The 18,479-nt window shown below is 44.0% G+C and carries 21 protein-coding genes; 13 read left to right on the top strand and 8 right to left on the bottom strand.

Going from position 1 to position 18,479, the window contains the following annotated elements:
• The first annotated feature begins 38 nt into the window (after positions 1-38).
• The gene (locus G7092_RS09635) at positions 39-536 is read left to right on the top strand and encodes a VOC family protein (RefSeq protein ID WP_166088609.1); all 498 of its coding nucleotides are present in this window, start codon (positions 39-41) and stop codon (positions 534-536) included.
• Between the two features lie 7 nt (positions 537-543).
• Here G7092_RS09635 and G7092_RS09630 read toward each other — a convergent pair whose 3' ends face one another.
• The 4 genes from G7092_RS09630 to G7092_RS09615 form a co-directional block, all read right to left on the bottom strand.
• Positions 544-747: a hypothetical protein gene (locus tag G7092_RS09630; RefSeq protein ID WP_166088607.1), complete on the bottom strand. Its 204-nt coding sequence runs from the start codon at positions 745-747 to the stop codon at positions 544-546.
• A gap of 10 nt (positions 748-757) precedes the next feature.
• The gene (locus G7092_RS09625; RefSeq protein ID WP_166088605.1) at positions 758-973 is read right to left on the bottom strand and encodes a hypothetical protein; all 216 of its coding nucleotides are present in this window, start codon (positions 971-973) and stop codon (positions 758-760) included.
• A 110-nt stretch (positions 974-1,083) separates the two neighbouring features.
• A complete protein-coding gene (locus G7092_RS09620; RefSeq protein ID WP_166088603.1) occupies positions 1,084-1,494 on the bottom strand; it encodes a hypothetical protein in 411 nt (136 codons plus the stop codon).
• 49 nt (positions 1,495-1,543) lie between these two features.
• Positions 1,544-2,101, bottom strand: a complete 558-nt coding sequence (locus G7092_RS09615) for an RNA polymerase sigma factor (protein ID WP_166088601.1) — start codon at positions 2,099-2,101, stop codon at positions 1,544-1,546.
• Positions 2,102-2,618: 517 nt separating this feature from the next.
• Between G7092_RS09615 and G7092_RS09610 the strand changes: the two genes are divergently transcribed.
• The 3 genes from G7092_RS09610 to G7092_RS09600 all read left to right on the top strand — a co-directional run bounded on the left by G7092_RS09610 (position 2,619) and on the right by G7092_RS09600 (position 7,266).
• Positions 2,619-3,617: a sulfite exporter TauE/SafE family protein gene (locus tag G7092_RS09610; protein WP_202985245.1), complete on the top strand. Its 999-nt coding sequence runs from the start codon at positions 2,619-2,621 to the stop codon at positions 3,615-3,617.
• A 95-nt stretch (positions 3,618-3,712) separates the two neighbouring features.
• On the top strand, positions 3,713-4,000 hold the full coding sequence (locus G7092_RS09605) for a hypothetical protein (protein WP_166088598.1): 288 nt from the start codon (positions 3,713-3,715) through the stop codon (positions 3,998-4,000).
• A 428-nt stretch (positions 4,001-4,428) separates the two neighbouring features.
• Positions 4,429-7,266 (top strand): TolB family protein, encoded by a 2,838-nt coding sequence (locus G7092_RS09600; RefSeq protein ID WP_166088596.1) that lies wholly within the window; start codon positions 4,429-4,431, stop codon positions 7,264-7,266.
• Between the two features lie 618 nt (positions 7,267-7,884).
• On the opposite strand, the gene G7092_RS09595 is transcribed toward G7092_RS09600, so the two are convergent.
• The 3 genes from G7092_RS09595 to G7092_RS09585 form a co-directional block, all read right to left on the bottom strand.
• Positions 7,885-8,637 carry a copper homeostasis protein CutC gene (locus G7092_RS09595; protein ID WP_166088593.1) on the bottom strand — a complete coding sequence of 251 codons (753 nt, stop codon included), beginning with the start codon at positions 8,635-8,637 and terminating at the stop codon, positions 7,885-7,887.
• 175 nt (positions 8,638-8,812) lie between these two features.
• On the bottom strand, positions 8,813-9,820 hold the full coding sequence (locus tag G7092_RS09590) for a glycosylasparaginase (RefSeq protein ID WP_166088591.1): 1,008 nt from the start codon (positions 9,818-9,820) through the stop codon (positions 8,813-8,815).
• Between the two features lie 157 nt (positions 9,821-9,977).
• Entirely contained in the window at positions 9,978-10,394 is a 417-nt protein-coding gene (locus G7092_RS09585; RefSeq protein ID WP_166088589.1) for a putative signal transducing protein, read from the bottom strand.
• Positions 10,395-10,541: 147 nt separating this feature from the next.
• Here G7092_RS09585 and G7092_RS09580 point away from each other — a divergent pair, with 147 nt between their 5' ends.
• From G7092_RS09580 to G7092_RS09565, 4 genes are all read left to right on the top strand, one after another.
• Positions 10,542-11,492: a helix-turn-helix transcriptional regulator gene (locus G7092_RS09580; RefSeq protein ID WP_166088587.1), complete on the top strand. Its 951-nt coding sequence runs from the start codon at positions 10,542-10,544 to the stop codon at positions 11,490-11,492.
• A 176-nt stretch (positions 11,493-11,668) separates the two neighbouring features.
• A complete protein-coding gene (locus tag G7092_RS09575) occupies positions 11,669-12,160 on the top strand; it encodes an EVE domain-containing protein (protein WP_166088585.1) in 492 nt (163 codons plus the stop codon).
• Positions 12,161-12,168: 8 nt separating this feature from the next.
• Positions 12,169-12,591: an SRPBCC family protein gene (locus tag G7092_RS09570; protein WP_166088583.1), complete on the top strand. Its 423-nt coding sequence runs from the start codon at positions 12,169-12,171 to the stop codon at positions 12,589-12,591.
• A 95-nt stretch (positions 12,592-12,686) separates the two neighbouring features.
• Positions 12,687-13,142, top strand: a complete 456-nt coding sequence (locus tag G7092_RS09565; protein WP_166088581.1) for a GyrI-like domain-containing protein — start codon at positions 12,687-12,689, stop codon at positions 13,140-13,142.
• Between the two features lie 241 nt (positions 13,143-13,383).
• On the opposite strand, the gene G7092_RS09560 is transcribed toward G7092_RS09565, so the two are convergent.
• The gene (locus tag G7092_RS09560; protein ID WP_166088579.1) at positions 13,384-14,718 is read right to left on the bottom strand and encodes a dihydroorotase; all 1,335 of its coding nucleotides are present in this window, start codon (positions 14,716-14,718) and stop codon (positions 13,384-13,386) included.
• A 151-nt stretch (positions 14,719-14,869) separates the two neighbouring features.
• Between G7092_RS09560 and G7092_RS09555 the strand changes: the two genes are divergently transcribed.
• The 5 genes from G7092_RS09555 to G7092_RS09535 all read left to right on the top strand — a co-directional run bounded on the left by G7092_RS09555 (position 14,870) and on the right by G7092_RS09535 (position 18,383).
• A complete protein-coding gene (locus G7092_RS09555; protein ID WP_166088577.1) occupies positions 14,870-15,349 on the top strand; it encodes a hypothetical protein in 480 nt (159 codons plus the stop codon).
• Positions 15,350-15,694: 345 nt separating this feature from the next.
• Positions 15,695-17,041, top strand: coding sequence for a DEAD/DEAH box helicase (locus tag G7092_RS09550; RefSeq protein ID WP_166088575.1), 1,347 nt, complete (start codon positions 15,695-15,697; stop codon positions 17,039-17,041).
• 98 nt (positions 17,042-17,139) lie between these two features.
• Positions 17,140-17,406, top strand: coding sequence for a hypothetical protein (locus G7092_RS09545; protein WP_166088573.1), 267 nt, complete (start codon positions 17,140-17,142; stop codon positions 17,404-17,406).
• An 84-nt stretch (positions 17,407-17,490) separates the two neighbouring features.
• A complete protein-coding gene (gldC, locus tag G7092_RS09540; RefSeq protein WP_166088571.1) occupies positions 17,491-17,820 on the top strand; it encodes a gliding motility protein GldC in 330 nt (109 codons plus the stop codon).
• Positions 17,821-17,948: 128 nt separating this feature from the next.
• Positions 17,949-18,383, top strand: coding sequence for a hypothetical protein (locus G7092_RS09535; protein WP_166088568.1), 435 nt, complete (start codon positions 17,949-17,951; stop codon positions 18,381-18,383).
• Positions 18,384-18,479 lie beyond the last annotated feature (96 nt).

Here is an 18,479-nt window from a genome sequence, read left to right as displayed (position 1 = left end):
TAAACCTATATCTTTAGGCTTTAATCTCCAAACTTCATATGAGCATTTTTTTGAATTTAAGTTCGCATAAGACCGACAGGCTAAAATGGGGTGTATTTTTGCTGATATTTATTTTACCTGGCTTTTGCAAGGCCCAAACCGCAACCGACGCAGTTCCCGTAGTTGATCATATTGCTATTTGTGTGCGCAATCTTAAAAAAAGCACCGCATTTTATACCGAAGTATTGCACTTACAAAAAGTACCCAATCCCTTTGCTGATACATTACACCAGTGGTATAGCCTTGGGAATCATGTAAAACTACACGCTATACAGGGTAACTGTACTTATAAGCACGATATTACAGAGCATCTTTGCTTTGCTGTAGGCTCGGTAAAAGAATTTGCCAAAAAGCTTGATGAGTTACATATTCCTTATGGCAACTGGAAAGGCGATAGCAAGGAGCCAACTTTAAGACCGGATGGCGTTCTGCAGCTTTATTTTCAGGATCCTGACGGGTATTGGATTGAGATTAATAGTCCCGCAAAAGGGAAATAGTAAGTGGCTAAAGTTTTTTTAGCTGCTTTTTAAACCAATGCCCTTTCCATAGCCAAAAGCCAGATAATACAATAACCGGAAAGAATACCCACTTAACTGCGGCGGAGGCATGTGGAAGTGAAGCTACCGGGCCATAAATATATCCAACCACCGGGATACTCAAAATAATGTGTATCCAGCGAATGACTTTTCTTTCCTGGGCATTTGTCATGATTTAACATTTAATATGGAAGTTCCTGGCACTGGATGCCTGCTTTTTGTAAAAGCGTTTCAATCTTGCGCGGGCATACGCCTTCGGCTTCAATACGCAATATATTATCACAATCTTCCAGGTCAAAGTTCCATTGCATAATAGCGGGAATCTTGGTGAGTAGAGTTGTTACCCGGCTCACCTGACGCTGTTCTTTAACGCTTGTTGAAAATACCAGCACATCCATTTTAATTATTGAATTAGTGAGTTAGTGAATTAGCGAATTAGGAAGTAGTCAGAGGCGAGTAGTGAATGTTAATTTGATATCACTCACCATTCACTACTCACCACTCACTACTATTCTCCGCTTACTTTATTTTCTCCTTCGGTTTTAAAGTCGTTCCATTCACGGTCAAACTTTCCAAAGCCATGGCCACGATCTTCCCAGTTACACATACGGTCGCGCATTTTGGCTTTAAACTTTTCCTGTTGCTCGGGGCTCATGTTTTTAAAGCGTTCGGCCATGCGGGCACGCATAAATTTGCCACCCCCCCAGCCGGGACGGCCGCCACCTTTGCCAAAGCCAAATAATAGCTTACATAAAATAAATATGCCCATGGCCTGCCAAAAGGTAATAGTACCCAGATGCAAAATATCGGGTAATAAATTGTTCCACAACTGCATCACTACAAAGCTGATGAGCGACAGGAAGGCGGCGACTGCCAGCGGAATAAATATAAAACGCCCTCTATAAAATGCTTTTCTCATTTTCTTAATCTTTAATTTTTTGTGCGACAGGCATTGTGCCCGCCATCCTTTAATATTCTGTTATTTCTTTATACAATTGTTGTAAGCGTTTACGCAGATGCAGCACCGCGTATCGTTTCCTCGATACCAGAGTTTGCATTTTTTCGCCCGTGATGTCGGCAATTTCCTGGAACGACATGTCGTCCAGTTCGTGCCATACAAATACATCTTTTTGCTCGTTGGGTAGCTCGTCGAGTGCAATAAATAGCTGGTCCCAAAACAGGTTGCGCAGATATTCCGTTTCGGGAGTGCTGGTTTCGGTGAATAGAATAGCCTTAAAATCAGCCGTATCTTCTTCCTCGTCCTCGCCGGTAAGCATATCATCCAACAGGGTTTCCGTCTTTTTTTTGTGCTTGTCGGTTATTTTATTGCGGGCTACCCGGTAAAGCCAGGCGCTGGTTTGCTCAATAGGTTCTGAATTGATCACCGAACTAAACTGGTACCAGACATCCTGCAGAATATCTTCGGCATCGGCATCGTTTTTTACCCTCCGGCGAATAAAACCCAACAGGCTTTTACCATACGCTTTTATGGTATGTATAATGTGGCTGTTCTTATCGTCGGGCATTATGGCGGTTATCAATTTTTTTCACTCCTTTAAAGATAAAGACGATTGAGTGTTAAAAACATTTTAAATTATTTTAAAGAAAATAAAGAGGGGTGCTGAAAAACTTTTTAAACCCTGAATTTTAACAATTTTCTGCTCAAAAACGGGGTGAAATGGGCTTAAAATCGATCGAAAAAACCTCATTTTAACACTTTTTAACAAATTTTAACGTGGTTTTGATGAGTTTTTTAAACTTTAAAAAGTAATAAATAATTGATATTCAGATATTTGATTTCAAAATGGGCAATTTTTGGCTTGTATTTCGCCTTAACTAAACAGCCCGGTTTTCCTTTTTTGATAGGAAACCGGGCTGTTGATTGTAGTAAATATACAAAAATATATGCTTAAAATCAACTGCACCTGGCGGAAAAAGAACTGCTTTACAATATGAATACAGATTCTAAATATACTTTAGCAAAAACTATAAAAGATAGCAGAAGATAACATAATGGGGTTTTTATTCATACCAATATTTATTGTGGCAGTAGCGGCATTTGCGTTGAGTGCTGTTTGTGGTGGCGGCGCCAGCTTTATTTTATTACCGGTGCTGGGCTGGGTATTACCGGCAGCACAGGTTCCGGCGGCATTGTCTGTCGGGACAGCGGCAAGCAGTGTTTCGCGTATGGCGGTTTTTCGTAAAAACATCCGTTGGGATATTGTAGTTTGGTTTGTGCCGCCTGCTTTACCTGCAGTATGGCTTGGGGCCAGGTTACTGAGCAGTGTTGACCCGGTATTGCTGGAGCTGCTTATCGGCCTGTTCCTGGTGGTTAATATTCCATTTCTTTTTAAACCAACTCCTAATAAGCCTCAGCAGACCCATAACCGCAAATGGGTACTCTGTATTATTGGTATGGCTACCGGTTTTCTGTCGGGACTTACCGGTGCTGTTGGGTTACTGTTCAATCGCTTTTATCTTACTTATGGTCTTACCAAAGAAGAAATTGTAGCCACCCGGGCCGCAAACGAACTACTGCTCCATATTTTAAAAATTATCCTGTATAGCTTATTTGGTTTGCTGAGTATAAAGGCATTGGGTATTGGTGTAGTTATTTCTGTCGCCGCGGTTATCTCTGCCCAGGCCATGAAGCGCTTATTACTTTTTTTTACAGAAAAAACTTTTCGACGCATAGGTTTTACGGCCATGGTACTTTCTGGTGTGGTGATGCTGGTTAATTCGGGCTTTACCCTGTACCGTGATGAAGCCGTGGGTGTTAAAGCTTACCGGATGGATAAAGGACTGGAAACAAAGGTGCGCTGGCGGCAAAGTAATTTTGCAATGGAGTTTGAATATGACGAGTGTTTTGAGATAGAACGGACTATTGCGCTGAAAGATCTGCCTGCCGATAAACAACAAGTGGTTAATGCTATTGCAAAGGATGCTGACAAAATTTTACTGGAAGAGGTATATAGTTTAAATAAGCATTACTACGAAGTATACATCTATAAAAACGGTAGTTTGGATAAGCGTAATTTATAGAATAACTTATTACTCGTGCAAACGAGTGCAAGTAGAGATGCTTTACCTGGCGTATACCCGCTCTTGGCCGCGGGAGGGCCAGTTACTTTTCCTTGATGAAAAGTAACCAAAAATCAAGTCAGCAGAGAGGCTTCTTTGCGCTCACTGCCTTAGCCCTGCAAAACGGACAGAACCAGGGCTGCAATTATTTTGCCCTGCTTCGTTCGCTCACTTCCCCTGGCTTCAGCAAAAACTTGCTATGCCCCGCGGCCGCACAGTCCACCATTGTTCTGCCCGCTTTCGCCCGAAGCTTATCTGCTGACGGGGGAAAGAAGGAGAGTCTTTTACAATATGTTTGTCATGCTGAACGGAGTGAAGCATCTATTAAACGATATGCATTTTAAGAATAGATCCTTCGTTCCTCAGGATGACAAATGAGTTTAATCGAATAATGAAGAAATCATGTAATCCTACAATCCTAAAAACGGCGTAGCCCTCAACGGAGTTAATCATGGTTCAAACAAAATTCAATAATTCACTAAATCACTAATTCAATAATTAAGCCGCGTTAGCGATAGCAGCGGATACCGGCCCGTGGCTAATGCCTTGTGGCGTATGAGCGGATAGCGCGGGCCGAAGGTAACGCTATTATTTAGAGTTGAGAATCAAGAGTCAAGAATCAAGACAAAGCGAAAATAAATCTTGAACTTGTTTGTAATGAGTGCAAGAGAACGAGCGCAAATAGGAAATCCTTGTTCCTTGCTCCCCAAATCCTTACTCTTTTTAAAACCAATTGTTTAAATTACAAATTGTGCTTACTTTGAGCACTCCTATGAAAAACTACCCCGCCGTTAAAAAAACCTTACAAATATTACTGCTGCCTGCGTTATTGTTTACTGCTACCATTGCCCGTTCGCAGGAGTTTGGAGGCAATCCGCCATCGATCAAGTGGAAGCAGGTAAATACACCACCGGCGCGCATCATTTTTCCGGCGGGGATGGATTCGGCAGGGGTGAGGGTGGCCAATATCATACAACAAATGAACGGGCTCATTAAGCCTACCATCGGTTTAAAGCAAAAGCAGGTGAGCATTGTGCTGCAAAACCAAACCACTATTGCCAATGGTTATGTGGGTTTGGCGCCATTTAGGAGCGAGTTTTTTTTAACGCCCGAGCAAAATAGTTTTGATATAGGCAGTCTGCCTTGGCCACAGCAGTTGGCCATTCACGAGTTTAGACACGTACAGCAGTATAATAATTTTAATGTGGGTGTGTCGCACGTGCTGCACATTCTTTTTGGCGAAGGCGGGCAGGCCCTGGGTAACGACTTGAGTGTACCCAACTGGTTTTTTGAAGGTGATGCCGTATTTAACGAAACCCATGTAAGCGATCAGGGCCGTGGGCGGCTTCCCTGGTTTTTTAACGGTTACCGGGCGCTGTGGGCGGCCGATCGCGATTACAGCTATATGAAACTGCGTAATGGGTCGTACGTTGATTATACACCCGATCATTATCCGCTGGGTTATATGCTGGTTTCTTACGGGCGTGAAAAGTATGGCGATAACTTGTGGAAAAATGTAACACATGATGCAGCGGCTTTTAGGGGCGGCTTTTATCCTTTTCAGCGGGCCATTAATAAATACACGGGTACCGATTTTAAAACTTTTACCAATAACGGGATTAGTCATTTTAAGGAGCAGTTTAAGGATGATGAAAAAATGCCCGCGACCAAAACCAAGCATTTTGATGCCGACAGGGAGTACCCCGCTTACATTAACGATAGTACGCTCATTTATATGAAGAGCCCGTATGATCATATCCCGGCTTTTGTGATCCGCACCGGTAACCGGGAGCAGAAGATTAGCACGCGGTCGTCATCGTTGGATAATTATTTTAATTACCAAGATGGTAAGGTGGTTTATGCCGCTTACCGTCCCGATGCGCGCTGGGGGTATCGTAATTACAGCGAACTGATGATATTGGATGTAGCCAGCGGCAAGGAACATCGCATCACGCAAAAAACAAAATATTTTTCGCCCGCTTTTAGTCCGGATGGTAAACGTATCGTAGTGTCGCAGGTGGCTACCTCGGGCGCAAGTGAATTGCATCTGTTAAACACCGATGGCGAGGTGATCAAGGTATTGCCCAATCCGCAGCATCTGTTTTATACCTACCCCCAATTTTATGGCGATGATCAATTGGTAGCAGCCGTGCGTAACCCGCAGGGTAAAATGACGCTGGCTCTGATCGATATTGCCACCGGGAGTACTAAATACCTGGTGCCTTTTAGTTATCGCCCTATTGGTTTCACCACGGTTAAAAATGACGATGTATACTTTACCCAAACCGAGGATGTGAACGACCGCCTGTTTGTATTGAAGTTAAAGGATAACCAATGCTATGAATTGCTGCCTACCGGGCATGATACCGGTATAGGCCATTATCAGCCTGCGGTGAGCGACAGCAAGCTGGCCTGGGTTGGTTTTACCGCTTTTGGTTACCAGATTAACGAGGTGAATAAAAAACACCTGAAATGGATAGATGCTGGTCCGCAGTATGTGCGGCATTTGCCAACGATGGGTATTAGTGCGCTTGCACGTGATTCATCGGCGGATATGCTGGCGGAGGTGGTGGACAAGCCGCTGCCGGTTACACCCTATTCCAAAGGACACGGTCTGTTTAATTTCCATAGCATCATCCCTAACATCAGCGACCCGAACTATTCCTTTGCCATTACCGGCGAAAACGTGCTGAATACTTTCCAGTCGCAGATATCCTTTGATTATAACCGTAACGAGGGTTACAAACAATTTGGTTTTGATGCTACTTATGGCGCTTTGTACCCTTATATATCTGCCGGGGTTGATTACACGCTTGACCGCCGCCAGTTTTATAAAGGCAGCTATGTGTACTGGAACGAAACATCGATACATGGCGGACTCCAGGTGCCGCTCAACTTCAGTGCGGGTAAACATTCTACTGGCCTTACCTTCGGCAGCGACCTATATTATAACCAAACGCGCTTTCAGCAAGGCAATGCTGTTAAGTTTAAAGACAGGGACTATGCCTATCTCAATAATTATATATCCTTTAGCAATCAGGGTTTGGTGGCTAAGCAAAATATATACCCCATGCTGGCGCAAAGTATCAGTTTGAATTATAAAGCCGGTGTATCTGGCGGGGCGGCCACGCAATTACTGGCACAGGGTTCGTTCTATTTCCCGGGACTGGCAACCAACCATAGCTTTGTGATCAATGTAGCGCATCAGCAAAAAGGCAAGAATAACGTGATCGGTTTTTCGAATGATTTTCCCTTCAGCAAAGGTTACACCGCCGAAAGCCTGGATGATATGAATAAGGTGGGCCTTAACTATCATTTTCCCTTTGCCTATCCCGATGCCGGTTTTGGCAACATCGTATACTTGTTGCGTTTACGGGGGCAGCTGTTTTTTGATTATACCCGCGCCACCTCTGATAACTTTTTTACCAATGGCGCCAGCTTTAAGCAAAATTTCCGGTCGACCGGGGCAGGGGTGTTTTTTGATACCAAATTCTTTAACCAGAATAGTATTTCGTTTGGTATCAGGTACAGTCGATTGCTGGATGACGACTTTTTTGGGGGGACTGGCAGGAACAGGATAGAATTGGTATTGCCGGTTACGTTTTTTTAATGAGTGAATTGTTGATTGGGTTTTTTACCCCAACGCGTCATTGCGAGGTACGAAGCAATCTCTATACTGTACAGAGCAAACTTTATTGGTTAATCTACCTATGTAGAGATTGCTTCGTGCCTCCGCTACCGCGGGATTAACGTAGTGTATCCCGTGGGATGCATGTTTGAAGCTTTCAGCTTCCGTTGGCCAATCAGCTGAAAGCTGAGCCATGTAGCCCACGAGTTGAAAACTCGCGGGAGCGGAAGAACTGAAAAAATAATATTTTTTGGTTTGAAGATGAAAGTGGGGCCTTGTGCGATTCCTTCCTTGGGGAAGGGGAGGAAGGGGTTTCTTTTGCGATCGGTCAAACCCCTCCCTGCCTTTGCGCTCATGCCAGCCGCACCCCTCCCGTGGGGAGGGAATTGGAAATGCTTCGTTTGATTTCAAAAAAATATATAAAAAATGTCATTTCGATAGCGCATGGGCAGGTTTGAACGGTGTGCGAAAGAGAAATCTTCTGCTGTGTACAAATCCCAACTGTATATCGAAGAAGATTTCTCCCTCCGGTCGAGAGATAGTTTCTCCTCGTTCCTCGTTCGAAATGACAAATTTTTTTGTCTAACCTCTTGATTCTAATTAACTATTAGCCAGCTCTACCAGTTTCTTCACCCTGTCAACATTCGTGAGGTCGATGCTGTATTCGTCGCCGGGTTCGTTGCTCATCAGGATATGGTCGTTTTTGTATTGCATTTTGCTTTGTACGCTGCTGCGGGCGGATGAATGTACTTCGGTTACGCCGGTAAAGTGTACCAGATCGGCCACGTTGGCTTCGCTTACGCCGCTGCCCGGCATAATGCTGATACGGCCTGCTGCTTTTTGAACCAGGTGATTGATCACAGTAGCGCCTTCCATAGCGGTGCTTTTACCACCCGAGGTGAGGATGCGTTCGCAGCCCATTTCAATAATTTCTTCCAGGGCTGTGTCCTGATCGGCACACATATCAAATGCGCGGTGAAAAGTAACACCCAGTCCCCATTGGCGGGCCAGCCTGGCCATTTCCAGGCAACGTTGGGTATCAATAGAGCCATCGGGGTTTAAGATGCCTATTACCACACCATCGCAACCTGCTTCGATACAATAACGGATATCGGCCATCATGATCTGATATTCCAGGTCGGAATACAAAAAATCGCCACCTCGCGGACGGATCAGTACATATAATTTAATGTGCAGTAAGCTACGGGCCATTAGTATTTGCCCATGCGAGGGCGTAGTTCCACCTTCTTTTAAATTTTCGCACAGTTCAACCCGCACCGCGCCGCCCTCCTGGGCTGCCAGTGCCGATGTTACCGAGTTAGCGCAAACTTCAAGATTAACGGGTTTAATCATAGTTGGTTAAGATTATCGTTAGTCAATAGTTTATTGGTTCATGTTTTTGAGTTCATAGTTGATGGTTCATAGATCATAGTATTTGGAAGGCACCTGACCGGCTTAAATTTACTATGATCTTTGAACCACAAATAAATTTCCTACCATGATCTATGAACCATCAACTATGAACCAATTAATAAAAACTCTTTCCTTTAATCAGCAAATCCTGCTGCTGCGCATTGCAAACGGCGAATGAAAAACCGCTTTGTATGGCGTAGGCACCGTATTCACCTTTTTTGTTGATGGCTAAAAAGCCTACCTGTATCTGTTTGGCGGTTTCGGGTTTCTTTTTGATGATACGACGAACTGCTTCTTTACAGGCATCCTCGGGCGAATAACCCTGGCGCATCAGTTCGACAACCAAAAAGCTGCCCACATTGCGGATCACCTCTTCGCCTACCCCGGTTGAGGTGGCGCCGCCTACTTCGTTATCTACATATAAACCTGCGCCGATGATGGGGCTGTCGCCTACACGGCCATGCAGTTTAAAGGCCATGCCGCTGGTAGTGCAACCGCCTGATATATTGCCCTTGGCATCAATAGCCAGCATGCCAATGGTATCGTGATTGTATTTATCGCCTGGTTTTTTACCATTCTCAATATTCATAACCGGACTGTATTTGGCTGTTTTGAGCCATTCCTTCCAGATCTTTTCAGACTCCGGCGTTAACAGTTTTTCTTTTTTCATGCCCTGCTCCACCGCAAACTGGGTTGCACCATCGCCCACAAGCATCACATGCGGGGTTTTCTCCATCACCAAACGGGCTACCGAAATAGGGTGGGCTATGTTTTCCATGGCGGCTACAGAACCGCAGTTGCCGTTCTCATCCATAATACAGGAATCCAATGTAACATGACCATCACGATCGGGTAATCCCGTACGACCAACAGTATGGTTGGTAATATCCTGTTCTTCGGGAATGCGTGCACCGGCTTCAATAGCATCCAGCGCGCGGCCACCCGTTGACAATACCTTCCAGGCACCTTTATTGGCGATGATACCGAAATCCCAGGTGGATATCACGATAGGTAAATTAGTATCGGTGGTTGACGAAATGGCTTTGGCTACAGCAGAATTGGATAATGCGGCAAGCGAAGCGCCCGCGGCTGATATTTTGATAAACTTACGGCGGTTATACATGCTGCTAATATATAAAAAACAGCAATTAAATGACTGGTGGAGTAAGGAACAAGGATTTTGAGATCAAAGAGCAAGGATTGAAACTATGAATAGGAATAAAGCGGACAGAAGTCTTTGTTCCTTGATCCCAAAATCCTTACTCTCTTCGGGTGAGGTTCTACTCAAAATCCTGCAAACAGTTAAAGCAATGCCAGGCTTTGGTGTTATAAAAAGGAAAAACGGCTGAAAGAAAAGTGGAAAACTTACCCGGATCTGCGGGACCGATATTGGTGGAGGCGCAAAAAGGGCAGATGATCATATTATTGGTTTCCTCATCAATTTCTATGTGGTCCTGTTCATGTAAATCGCCCTCGGTGGCCAGTATTTCGCGGCAGCGTTCCAAATCGCGTTCAAATATTTTGAGTTTAACACCCCCAACAGCCTGATTGTATAATGGATTGGCACCGATGGTATTTTCGTCGGCGATAAAGCAGGGGATGCCATTATCTTCCAGCTTAGTGCGCATGATATGTGCCAGCATTACATCGTAATAGGTTTCGAGGGTTATGATCTTATCTTCAGCAGGGTTGGTCATGGCTTTAAAATATAGAATCAAGAATTAAGAGTCAAGAATCAGGAAAAGAACAATGCTAACAATCAAATGTGTTCCATTTCTTGACTCTTGATTCTTTTAGTGAATTATTCTTTCAAAGGTAGCTTGTTTTTTGCTTAATTTGATGTTATGAACCGCATCGACCGTATTTCGGCTATTTTAATACAGCTACAATCGCGCAGGGTTGTGAAAGCCTCGGATATTGCCGAGCGTTTTAATATCAGCCTGCGTACCGTATACCGCGATGTAAAAACACTGGAAGAAGCCGGCATCCCCCTCATGGGCGAGGCCGGTGTAGGTTATTCCATTATGGACGGTTATCGTTTGCCCCCGGTAATGTTTACCCGCGAAGAAGCCACCGCCTTCTTAACCGCCGAGAAATTTGTGGAAAAGATGACGGATATCAGTACCATGAAGCATCACCAATCCGCCATGTACAAAGTGCGGGCTATCCTTAAAACAGCTGAAAAAGATGTGCTGGAAAACTTGGATGGCAGTATTGAGGTACTAAAAAGCCGTGCGCAGAAACGTTCTGATAATAATACCGATCATATTCAAACCATACTGGATAGCATTGTTCAAAAAAAGCTGTTATGCTTAGATTACTTTGCCGGTCACAGCCAGGAAGCTACCAAACGGGATGTAGAACCCGTAGGTATTTTTTACCTGGAAGGTTTCTGGCACCTGATAGCCTTTTGTCGCCTGCGTAACGATTACCGTGATTTCAGGGTGGACAGGATGCGTAAGGTGGTGATTACCGATGCTACTTATAACAATAGCCAGCATCCTACTTTAAAAGCTTACATCGCACAAACCGCCCACGAAAAGCAACTGGAAACGGTTATCGTAAAAGTGGATAAAGAGATAGTGAGCTACCTGGATCATCAAAAATACTACAGCGGCTTTGTATCCGAAAAAATGGTGGGCAATAAGATCGAGATGACATTTTTAACCCGCTCTATCGAAGGTTTTGCCCGTTGGTTTATGATGTACGGTGATCATGCCGAAATTGTAAAACCCCAGGAACTTATCAATCAGGTTAAAATTATAGCGGCAGCCATCGTTCAAAAAAATAATTAAAAGTCACTTCTTCCTGTTGACATAAGGTTGTCATTCCCCCTTATTTACTTTGTTTAACCATTACAAACAACGTGTTTAAGTTACTGGCTTATACAGGTGGTTTTATGGTCGTGTTTTTGTGGCTTGTTGCATGAAAACACTAATTCAATAAATCATTAATTCAATAATTGAAAAATATGAAATACTGGATAACCGTAGCTTCAAAAGATCATATAGCCCGTGGCATAGCCGGTGGCTTTATGCAGGCCAATCATGGTAAACAGGCCGCCTTGAAAAAAGTACACGCCGATGATTGGGTGCTGTTTTATTCGCCAAAGCAAACCATGAATGGCACTGAGCCCTGCAAGGCTTTTACAGCCATTGGGCAGGCCGTTGGCGACGAGATATATCAACATAAAATGTTTGATGATTTTATACCCTGGCGCCGCAATATCCAATTTTATGAAAGTACCGAGGCGCCCATTATTCCCCTGGTTGATGAGCTTGATTTTATCATCAATAAAAAGTCATGGGGGTATCCTTTCCGTTTTGGTTTTCTGGAAATAGGCGAACATGATTTTGAACTGATCAAAAGGCAAATGATAACCGGGGTGCCTCAACCCGCTCTCTCCGAAGGTGAAGGTTCAAAAGAGGAGTATTTAGATGAAGCTATCATAAACCATAAATAAAACACATTATGAAAAATTTAACATTAAGCATCGAGCTAACATTTAAAGCGCCCATGGCCAAAGTTTGGCAGGGCCTTACTGACCCCGAGATGGTAAAAGCTTACTTTTTTGGCACCAAGCTGGAATCGAGCTGGAGGGTAGGGGAGCCCATTGTGTTCAGCGGAGCATGGGATGGCAAAGCCTATCGCGATCATGGTACCATACTGGAGATAGACCCCGGCAGATATGTAAAGTATAACTATTGGAGCAGCATGAGCGGCACCGAAGATAAACCCGAAAATTATGCCGATATTACCTACAGTCTGAGTGAAAAAGATGATGTAACCACCCTGGCCATTACCCAGGATAATATCAAAGATGAGGCCGCAAGGGAGCATTCGGCGCAAAATTGGGAAGGTGTTTTTGATGGATTACGGAAAATGATCGAGTAATTTTAATATTAAATAAATAATTTATATAATCGCTGTAAAAAATTGGTATAAAATTAATTATATATCAATATAACAAATAGTGATAGCTTCAGGTTATGGATAAAATAGATGTAACAGGTTTCTTTTTGCTGGGGATAGCCACCCGTACCACCAATCAGGATGGTCAGGCGGCAAAAGACATAGGCGACCTATGGTGCCGCTTTATGGATGATAATGTTTTACTGCAAATAGAAGACAGGATAAGCGACGAGGTACATTGCATATATACCGATTACGAAACAGACCACACCGGGCCTTATACCGCTATACTGGGCTGCAAAGTAAATTCACTGGATCATATTCCGGAGGGATTGGTTGGCTTAACGGTAGCGCCCGGTACTTATGTAAGGTTTACAGCAAATAGCTGGATGCCAGACCGTGTGGCCGAAACCTGGCAATACATCTGGAACAGCAGTTTAAACCGAAAATACACCGCCGATTTTGATGTTTACGGCTGTAATAGCTGCAACTCGGATGATACCCGTGTGGAGATATATGTGGCGGTAAAGTAGTGTCTCTTACAAAAACTCGGATGTCCTGCTGAGCTCCGTCGAAGCATGGTGGGCGGGCCTCTTCACGCGACCCTTCGACAGGCTCAGGGTGACAGGCCATTTTGACTTTCTTTGTCATCCTGAACGTAGTGAAGGATCTGCTATACGAAAAGCAAAGTGAAGAAGATCCTTCGTTCCTCAGGATGACAAATCTGTCTTATTCTTCTACAGAAAATTCTGTAATTGAAAAATGTAAATTTTATTAATGATTAAAATTCAAACGTTTGCCAGCTTTACCTTCAGCTAAACTTCCATTAGCGTAAGCTATATTACCCGAGACCAAAGTATAGGCAATTTGCGAGCGGAAGGTAGTGCCTTCAAACGGGCTCCAGCCGCAATGATATAAGATATTGCTTTTGTTTACGTTCCAGGGTTTATTCAAATTCACCAGTACCAGGTCGGCCCAGTAGCCTTCGCGGATGAAACCGCGCTTGTCTATCCGGAAGAGGGTAGCCACATTATGCGCCATCTTTTCGGCTATTTGTTCCAGGGTGATTTTGCCATGATGATATAATTCCAGCATAGCCGGTAAGGCATGTTGAACTAATGGTCCGCCGGATGGTGCCTGCAGGTAGGGTTGCTCTTTTTCTTCCAGTGTATGCGGGGCATGGTCTGTCGCGATAACGTCTATGCGTCCGTCCAGTACGGCTTCTAAAACGGCATCGCGGTCCTGCGCGGTTTTTACGGCCGGGTTCCATTTAATAAAATTGCCTTTGGTTTCATAATCAGCATCGCTAAACCATAGGTGATGTACGCAAGCCTCGGCAGTAATGCGTTTGTCCTTCAGAGGAATCTTATTGGTAAAAAGATGCGTTTCCAGCGCAGTGGATATATGCAGGATATGCAGCCTGGTGTTATGCTTTTTAGCCAGCTCAACCGCTAGTGACGATGACAGGTAGCAGGCTTCGGCACTCCTGATTTTCGGGTGCAGCCTTACGGGCAGATTTTCGCCGAGCAGCTGTTTGTAATGGTTGAGGTTGCTTTTGATAGTGGCTTCATCCTCGCAATGCACCGCTATCAGCATGGGCGACTGCGCAAAAAGGTTATCCAATGTACGCGGATTATCCACCAGCATGTTTCCTGTTGATGAACCCATAAATACTTTTACGCCGCAAACATTGGCAGCGTCGGTACGCAGCACCTCGTCAAGATTATCGTTTGATGCACCCATAAAAAACGAGTAGTTAGCCAGCGAGTTGCGGGAGGCTATCTCATATTTATCTTCAAGCAATTGTTGTGTTAAAGTGTTAGGCACGGTGTTTGGCATTTCCATGAATGAAGTAATACCACCGGCCACTGCCGCGCGCGATTCGGAATGGATATTGGCCTTGTGTGTTAAACCCGGTTCGCGAAAATGCACCTGGTCATCAATACAACCAGGCAGCAGATGCAGCCCTTCGGCGTTGATCACCTCATCCGCGGGGACATCAATGCTTGAATCTATCCGTTCAATAAAGCCATCTTTTACCAGAATATCAGTTACATATTGCCGGCCTTCGTTTACTACAGTTGCTGATTTGATGAGAATTTTCGTCATTTCGGAGTTGGGATTTTCGATTTCGGATTTATTTGTTTCCAAGAAGGCTTTGCCGTTTCGGATTTATTGCGTGGCAAATTTAGGATATAAATATGAAAGTTATATTGAGCCAATTTGGGTAATATCACCGTTAATTACTCATCTTTAGGGCATGAAGCACCTATTCTTTATCTGTTCGTTCATGTTGTTGGTTAATATCTCGTCGGCTCAGGTAAGTAATCATAAGTTAATAGGGGTTTGGCAAATAAATACCCCGCAATTAGCCGATGCCTGGCTCAACACTTATCGGTTTTTTAATGATGGTACTTTTAAGTACGTTTTTAACCAGTACGATGATTCCGGTCGCATTCTTGCAATAAAAGGAACTTACAAAATTAAAAAGGATACCCTGACGTTGATCGTAAAAACCAGAACGGAACGCATAGGCGGCAATATTGTACAAGGGGGCATGGGCTCTCAGCAAAACGAACTGGTATTAGATGGTGCCCGGATAATTGAGGTAAAGCAAACGGACCATACACCCATTGTTATTCCAGTTAAGTTTGCGCTAAAAAAAGACGTAAGAGCCATCACTTTGCAAAACAATACGTATTACCTGGTTTCGACAGATCCGCATAAAGAGGAAAATTAGACGGGCGTGGTATATTGTATAGTCGACTCACCCTGTCATCGCTTCGCTCGACATCCCTCTCTTCGCCTGCGGCAGAAAGAGGGGATTTTGAAAAAAAATTCCTATACCCTCTATGCGGCGAAGCCGGAGAGAGGGTCGCCCAGCGAAGCGTAGGCGGGGTGAGTCTATCGTCTCTGTCTTGCACTCGTTTGTAACGAGTGCTTATTGTGGTTAAGCGATTGCATCGCTCTTGCGTTTTAAACGCAAACCCATGCTAAGCACTTGTTACAAACGAGCGCAAGGCTAAAAATCTCCTATCTCAAATCTCACGTCTCATATCTTTCCCCAAAAGCTTATCTTTGCGGCATGGCTGTAACTTTTGAAGAATTTAATTTTAACCGGCAAATATTGAATGCGATAGCTGATGCCGGTTATACCGAAGCTACGCCCATACAGCAAAAGGCCATCCCCCCGATATTGAACGGGCAGGATGTGATGGGCATTGCGCAAACCGGCACCGGTAAAACGGCAGCCTATGTATTGCCCATTATCATGAAGCTCAAATATGCCCAGGGCGAAAATCCGCGGGCGCTGATCATTTCGCCAACGCGCGAGCTGGCCATGCAGATTGAGGAAAACGTAAAAATATTTGCCGCCAATACCGATTTGCGTGTAGTGGTACTTTATGGCGGATTGGGTCCTAAAACACAAATAGAGCAGATTAATAAAGGAGTTGACATTATTGTGGCTACCCCGGGCCGTTTTATGGATATTTACCTGGCCGGGCATATTGTAACCAAAACGCTGCAGGTACTGGTACTGGACGAGGCCGATAAAATGATGGATATGGGCTTTATGCCCCAAATAAACCGCATACTGGAAGTGGTGCCCGTGAAAAGGCAAAACCTGCTTTTTTCGGCTACCATGAGCGATAAGATTCATGAGCTGTCCAATAATTTTCTGGAATACCCAACCATTATTGAGGTAACCCCGCAGGCTACCCCCGCGCAAACGGTAAACCAGCATTTGTATCATGTGCCAAACAACAAAACCAAGATCAACCTGCTCAAAAAGCTGCTTGATCTGGAAGGTGACATTACCAAGCTCATTATATTTTGTAAAACCCGTATAGCTGCCGAAGATGTATATAAATTTTTACTGCGCAAATACGGCGAAGGCGGAGTAAGGGTATTGCACGCCAACAAAGGGCAAAACACCCGTATCAATTCTATCAATTCGTTTAAGAATGATGAGGTGAAAATTTTGGTGGCTACCGATGTGGCTTCGCGTGGTATTGATGTGAGCGATGTAAGCCATGTAATTAACTTTGATGTACCCGTGGTAATTGAGGATTATGTACACCGTATCGGGCGTACCGGTCGTGCTTTGCAATCGGGCGAAGCCATTACCTTTTGTGGCCCTGCGGAGGAGTACTATCTCAGGAAGATCGAAAAACTGATCAAGCAAAGCGTACCCGTATCGGCCATTCCCGATGACGTATTTATTGAGGAAACCGGTTACGACGAAAGACAGGAGCAGAACAAAGAGATCGACATGCAGAAACGCAAGGAAGATCCCGACTTTAAAGGCGCTTTCCACGAAAAGAAAACGCTTAATCAGCGCAAAAAATTCGACGCTACCAGGGATAAAGCCCGTTATGGTAAAGTAGGCAAAAAAAATCCAACAAGTAAACCATCCAGGAAGAAACGTTAATAAGATGGAAGGATTTTGGGACAAAGGAACAAGGACTTTTTTGTCTAACAGGAATGAAAAATTTACTAATTCACTAAATCAATAATTCACTAATTAAATTGAAGCTACGCATTACCCCATTGAATTTTGCCACTACTTTTTTTATGGTGGCGGCAGTTTATATTTGGATCTATGGTGCCCATATTGCAGGTAGACCATTGGAAACCTGGAGCACTACCATCGGCTGGATATTTTTGCTGTTTGCGGCAGTGGTGTTTTTTCTGGACCTGATATTCCGTAACTTTTTTGCTGAGCTTAAAAAGCTATGGATAGTGGAGCTGTGCTTTATAGCCCTGGTAACCATTATATTTTTGCTGGTTAAATAATTACAAAACCATTATATGCCGCTTGTTTAAAAATTAGGATACTTGCGGCCTCAAAATAATTATTGATAAAAAGAAAATTACTCCATGAAAACTGCTGAAATAAAGCTGACCATCACCCTTGATGATAATAATGTACCGGAGAACATCCTGTGGGAATCAACAGATTCGCAAAATAAAGAGGCCTTGCCTGTAAAATCAATGATGCTGGCCCTGTGGGATCAAAGCTACAAAAATACCCTGCGCATTGACTTGTGGACAAAGGACATGCCCGTTGATGAAATGAAACGCTTTTTTTACGAAACCCTGCAAACCATGGGCGACAGCTTTTTACGCGCCACCGGCGAAACCAACGTCGTTGAAGACCTGCGCGACTACTGCGCCCACTTTGCCGATAAAATGGAGATAAAACAATAAATTAGTGAGTGGTGAATAGGGAGAGGTGAGTGGTTGTCAACTTTAAAGGGGATAGCTTTTACACTTTTCTTTCCCTGTTCATTACTTACTGTTTGCTATAAACAATTGCCTATTCACCACTCACCAACATGCGTATCAGTTCTATTTTATCATTTCTGGGTTTTGTGCTGCTTTTTGCCGGTACTTATTGCCCTTTGTTACGACCGCTTGGCTTATTTAACTGGGATGTTTATCAGCTTAACCAACCTTACGGTTTAGTGTTGGCGCTGGTTGCTGTGGTTGGTATAGCAGCGTCGTTTTTAAATCAGCCTAAAATTATAAAGGCAGCTTCTTGGATGGCATTGGCCCTGGTGGTGCTGCTGTTATTAGCTTCCATATTCAAAGTGCAAACCGCCTTTAGTTTTATCCCCTTTAAAAAGCTGGATGCTTACTTAACCAGGCACGTACGGTTTAAATGGGGTTGGTATGTGTTGTTTGGTGGGGTAATACTGGCTATGGCGGGCGCGCTAAGCAGCAAGCCTAAAGCATATATCAAACCAGTATCTGAAGATGCGAAGGCGTAGAATCAAGATATTAGAGTCGGGAATCAGGAGGTAAAAAAATATTGACTTTGATCTTGATTCCTGGTTCTTAACCCTTCATTCTGTTTTTTCAAATAA

This window comes from Mucilaginibacter inviolabilis (genome assembly GCF_011089895.1).
Taxonomy (GTDB): Bacteria; Bacteroidota; Bacteroidia; order Sphingobacteriales; family Sphingobacteriaceae; genus Mucilaginibacter; species Mucilaginibacter inviolabilis.
This window is presented reverse-complemented; position numbering and strand designations above follow the sequence as displayed.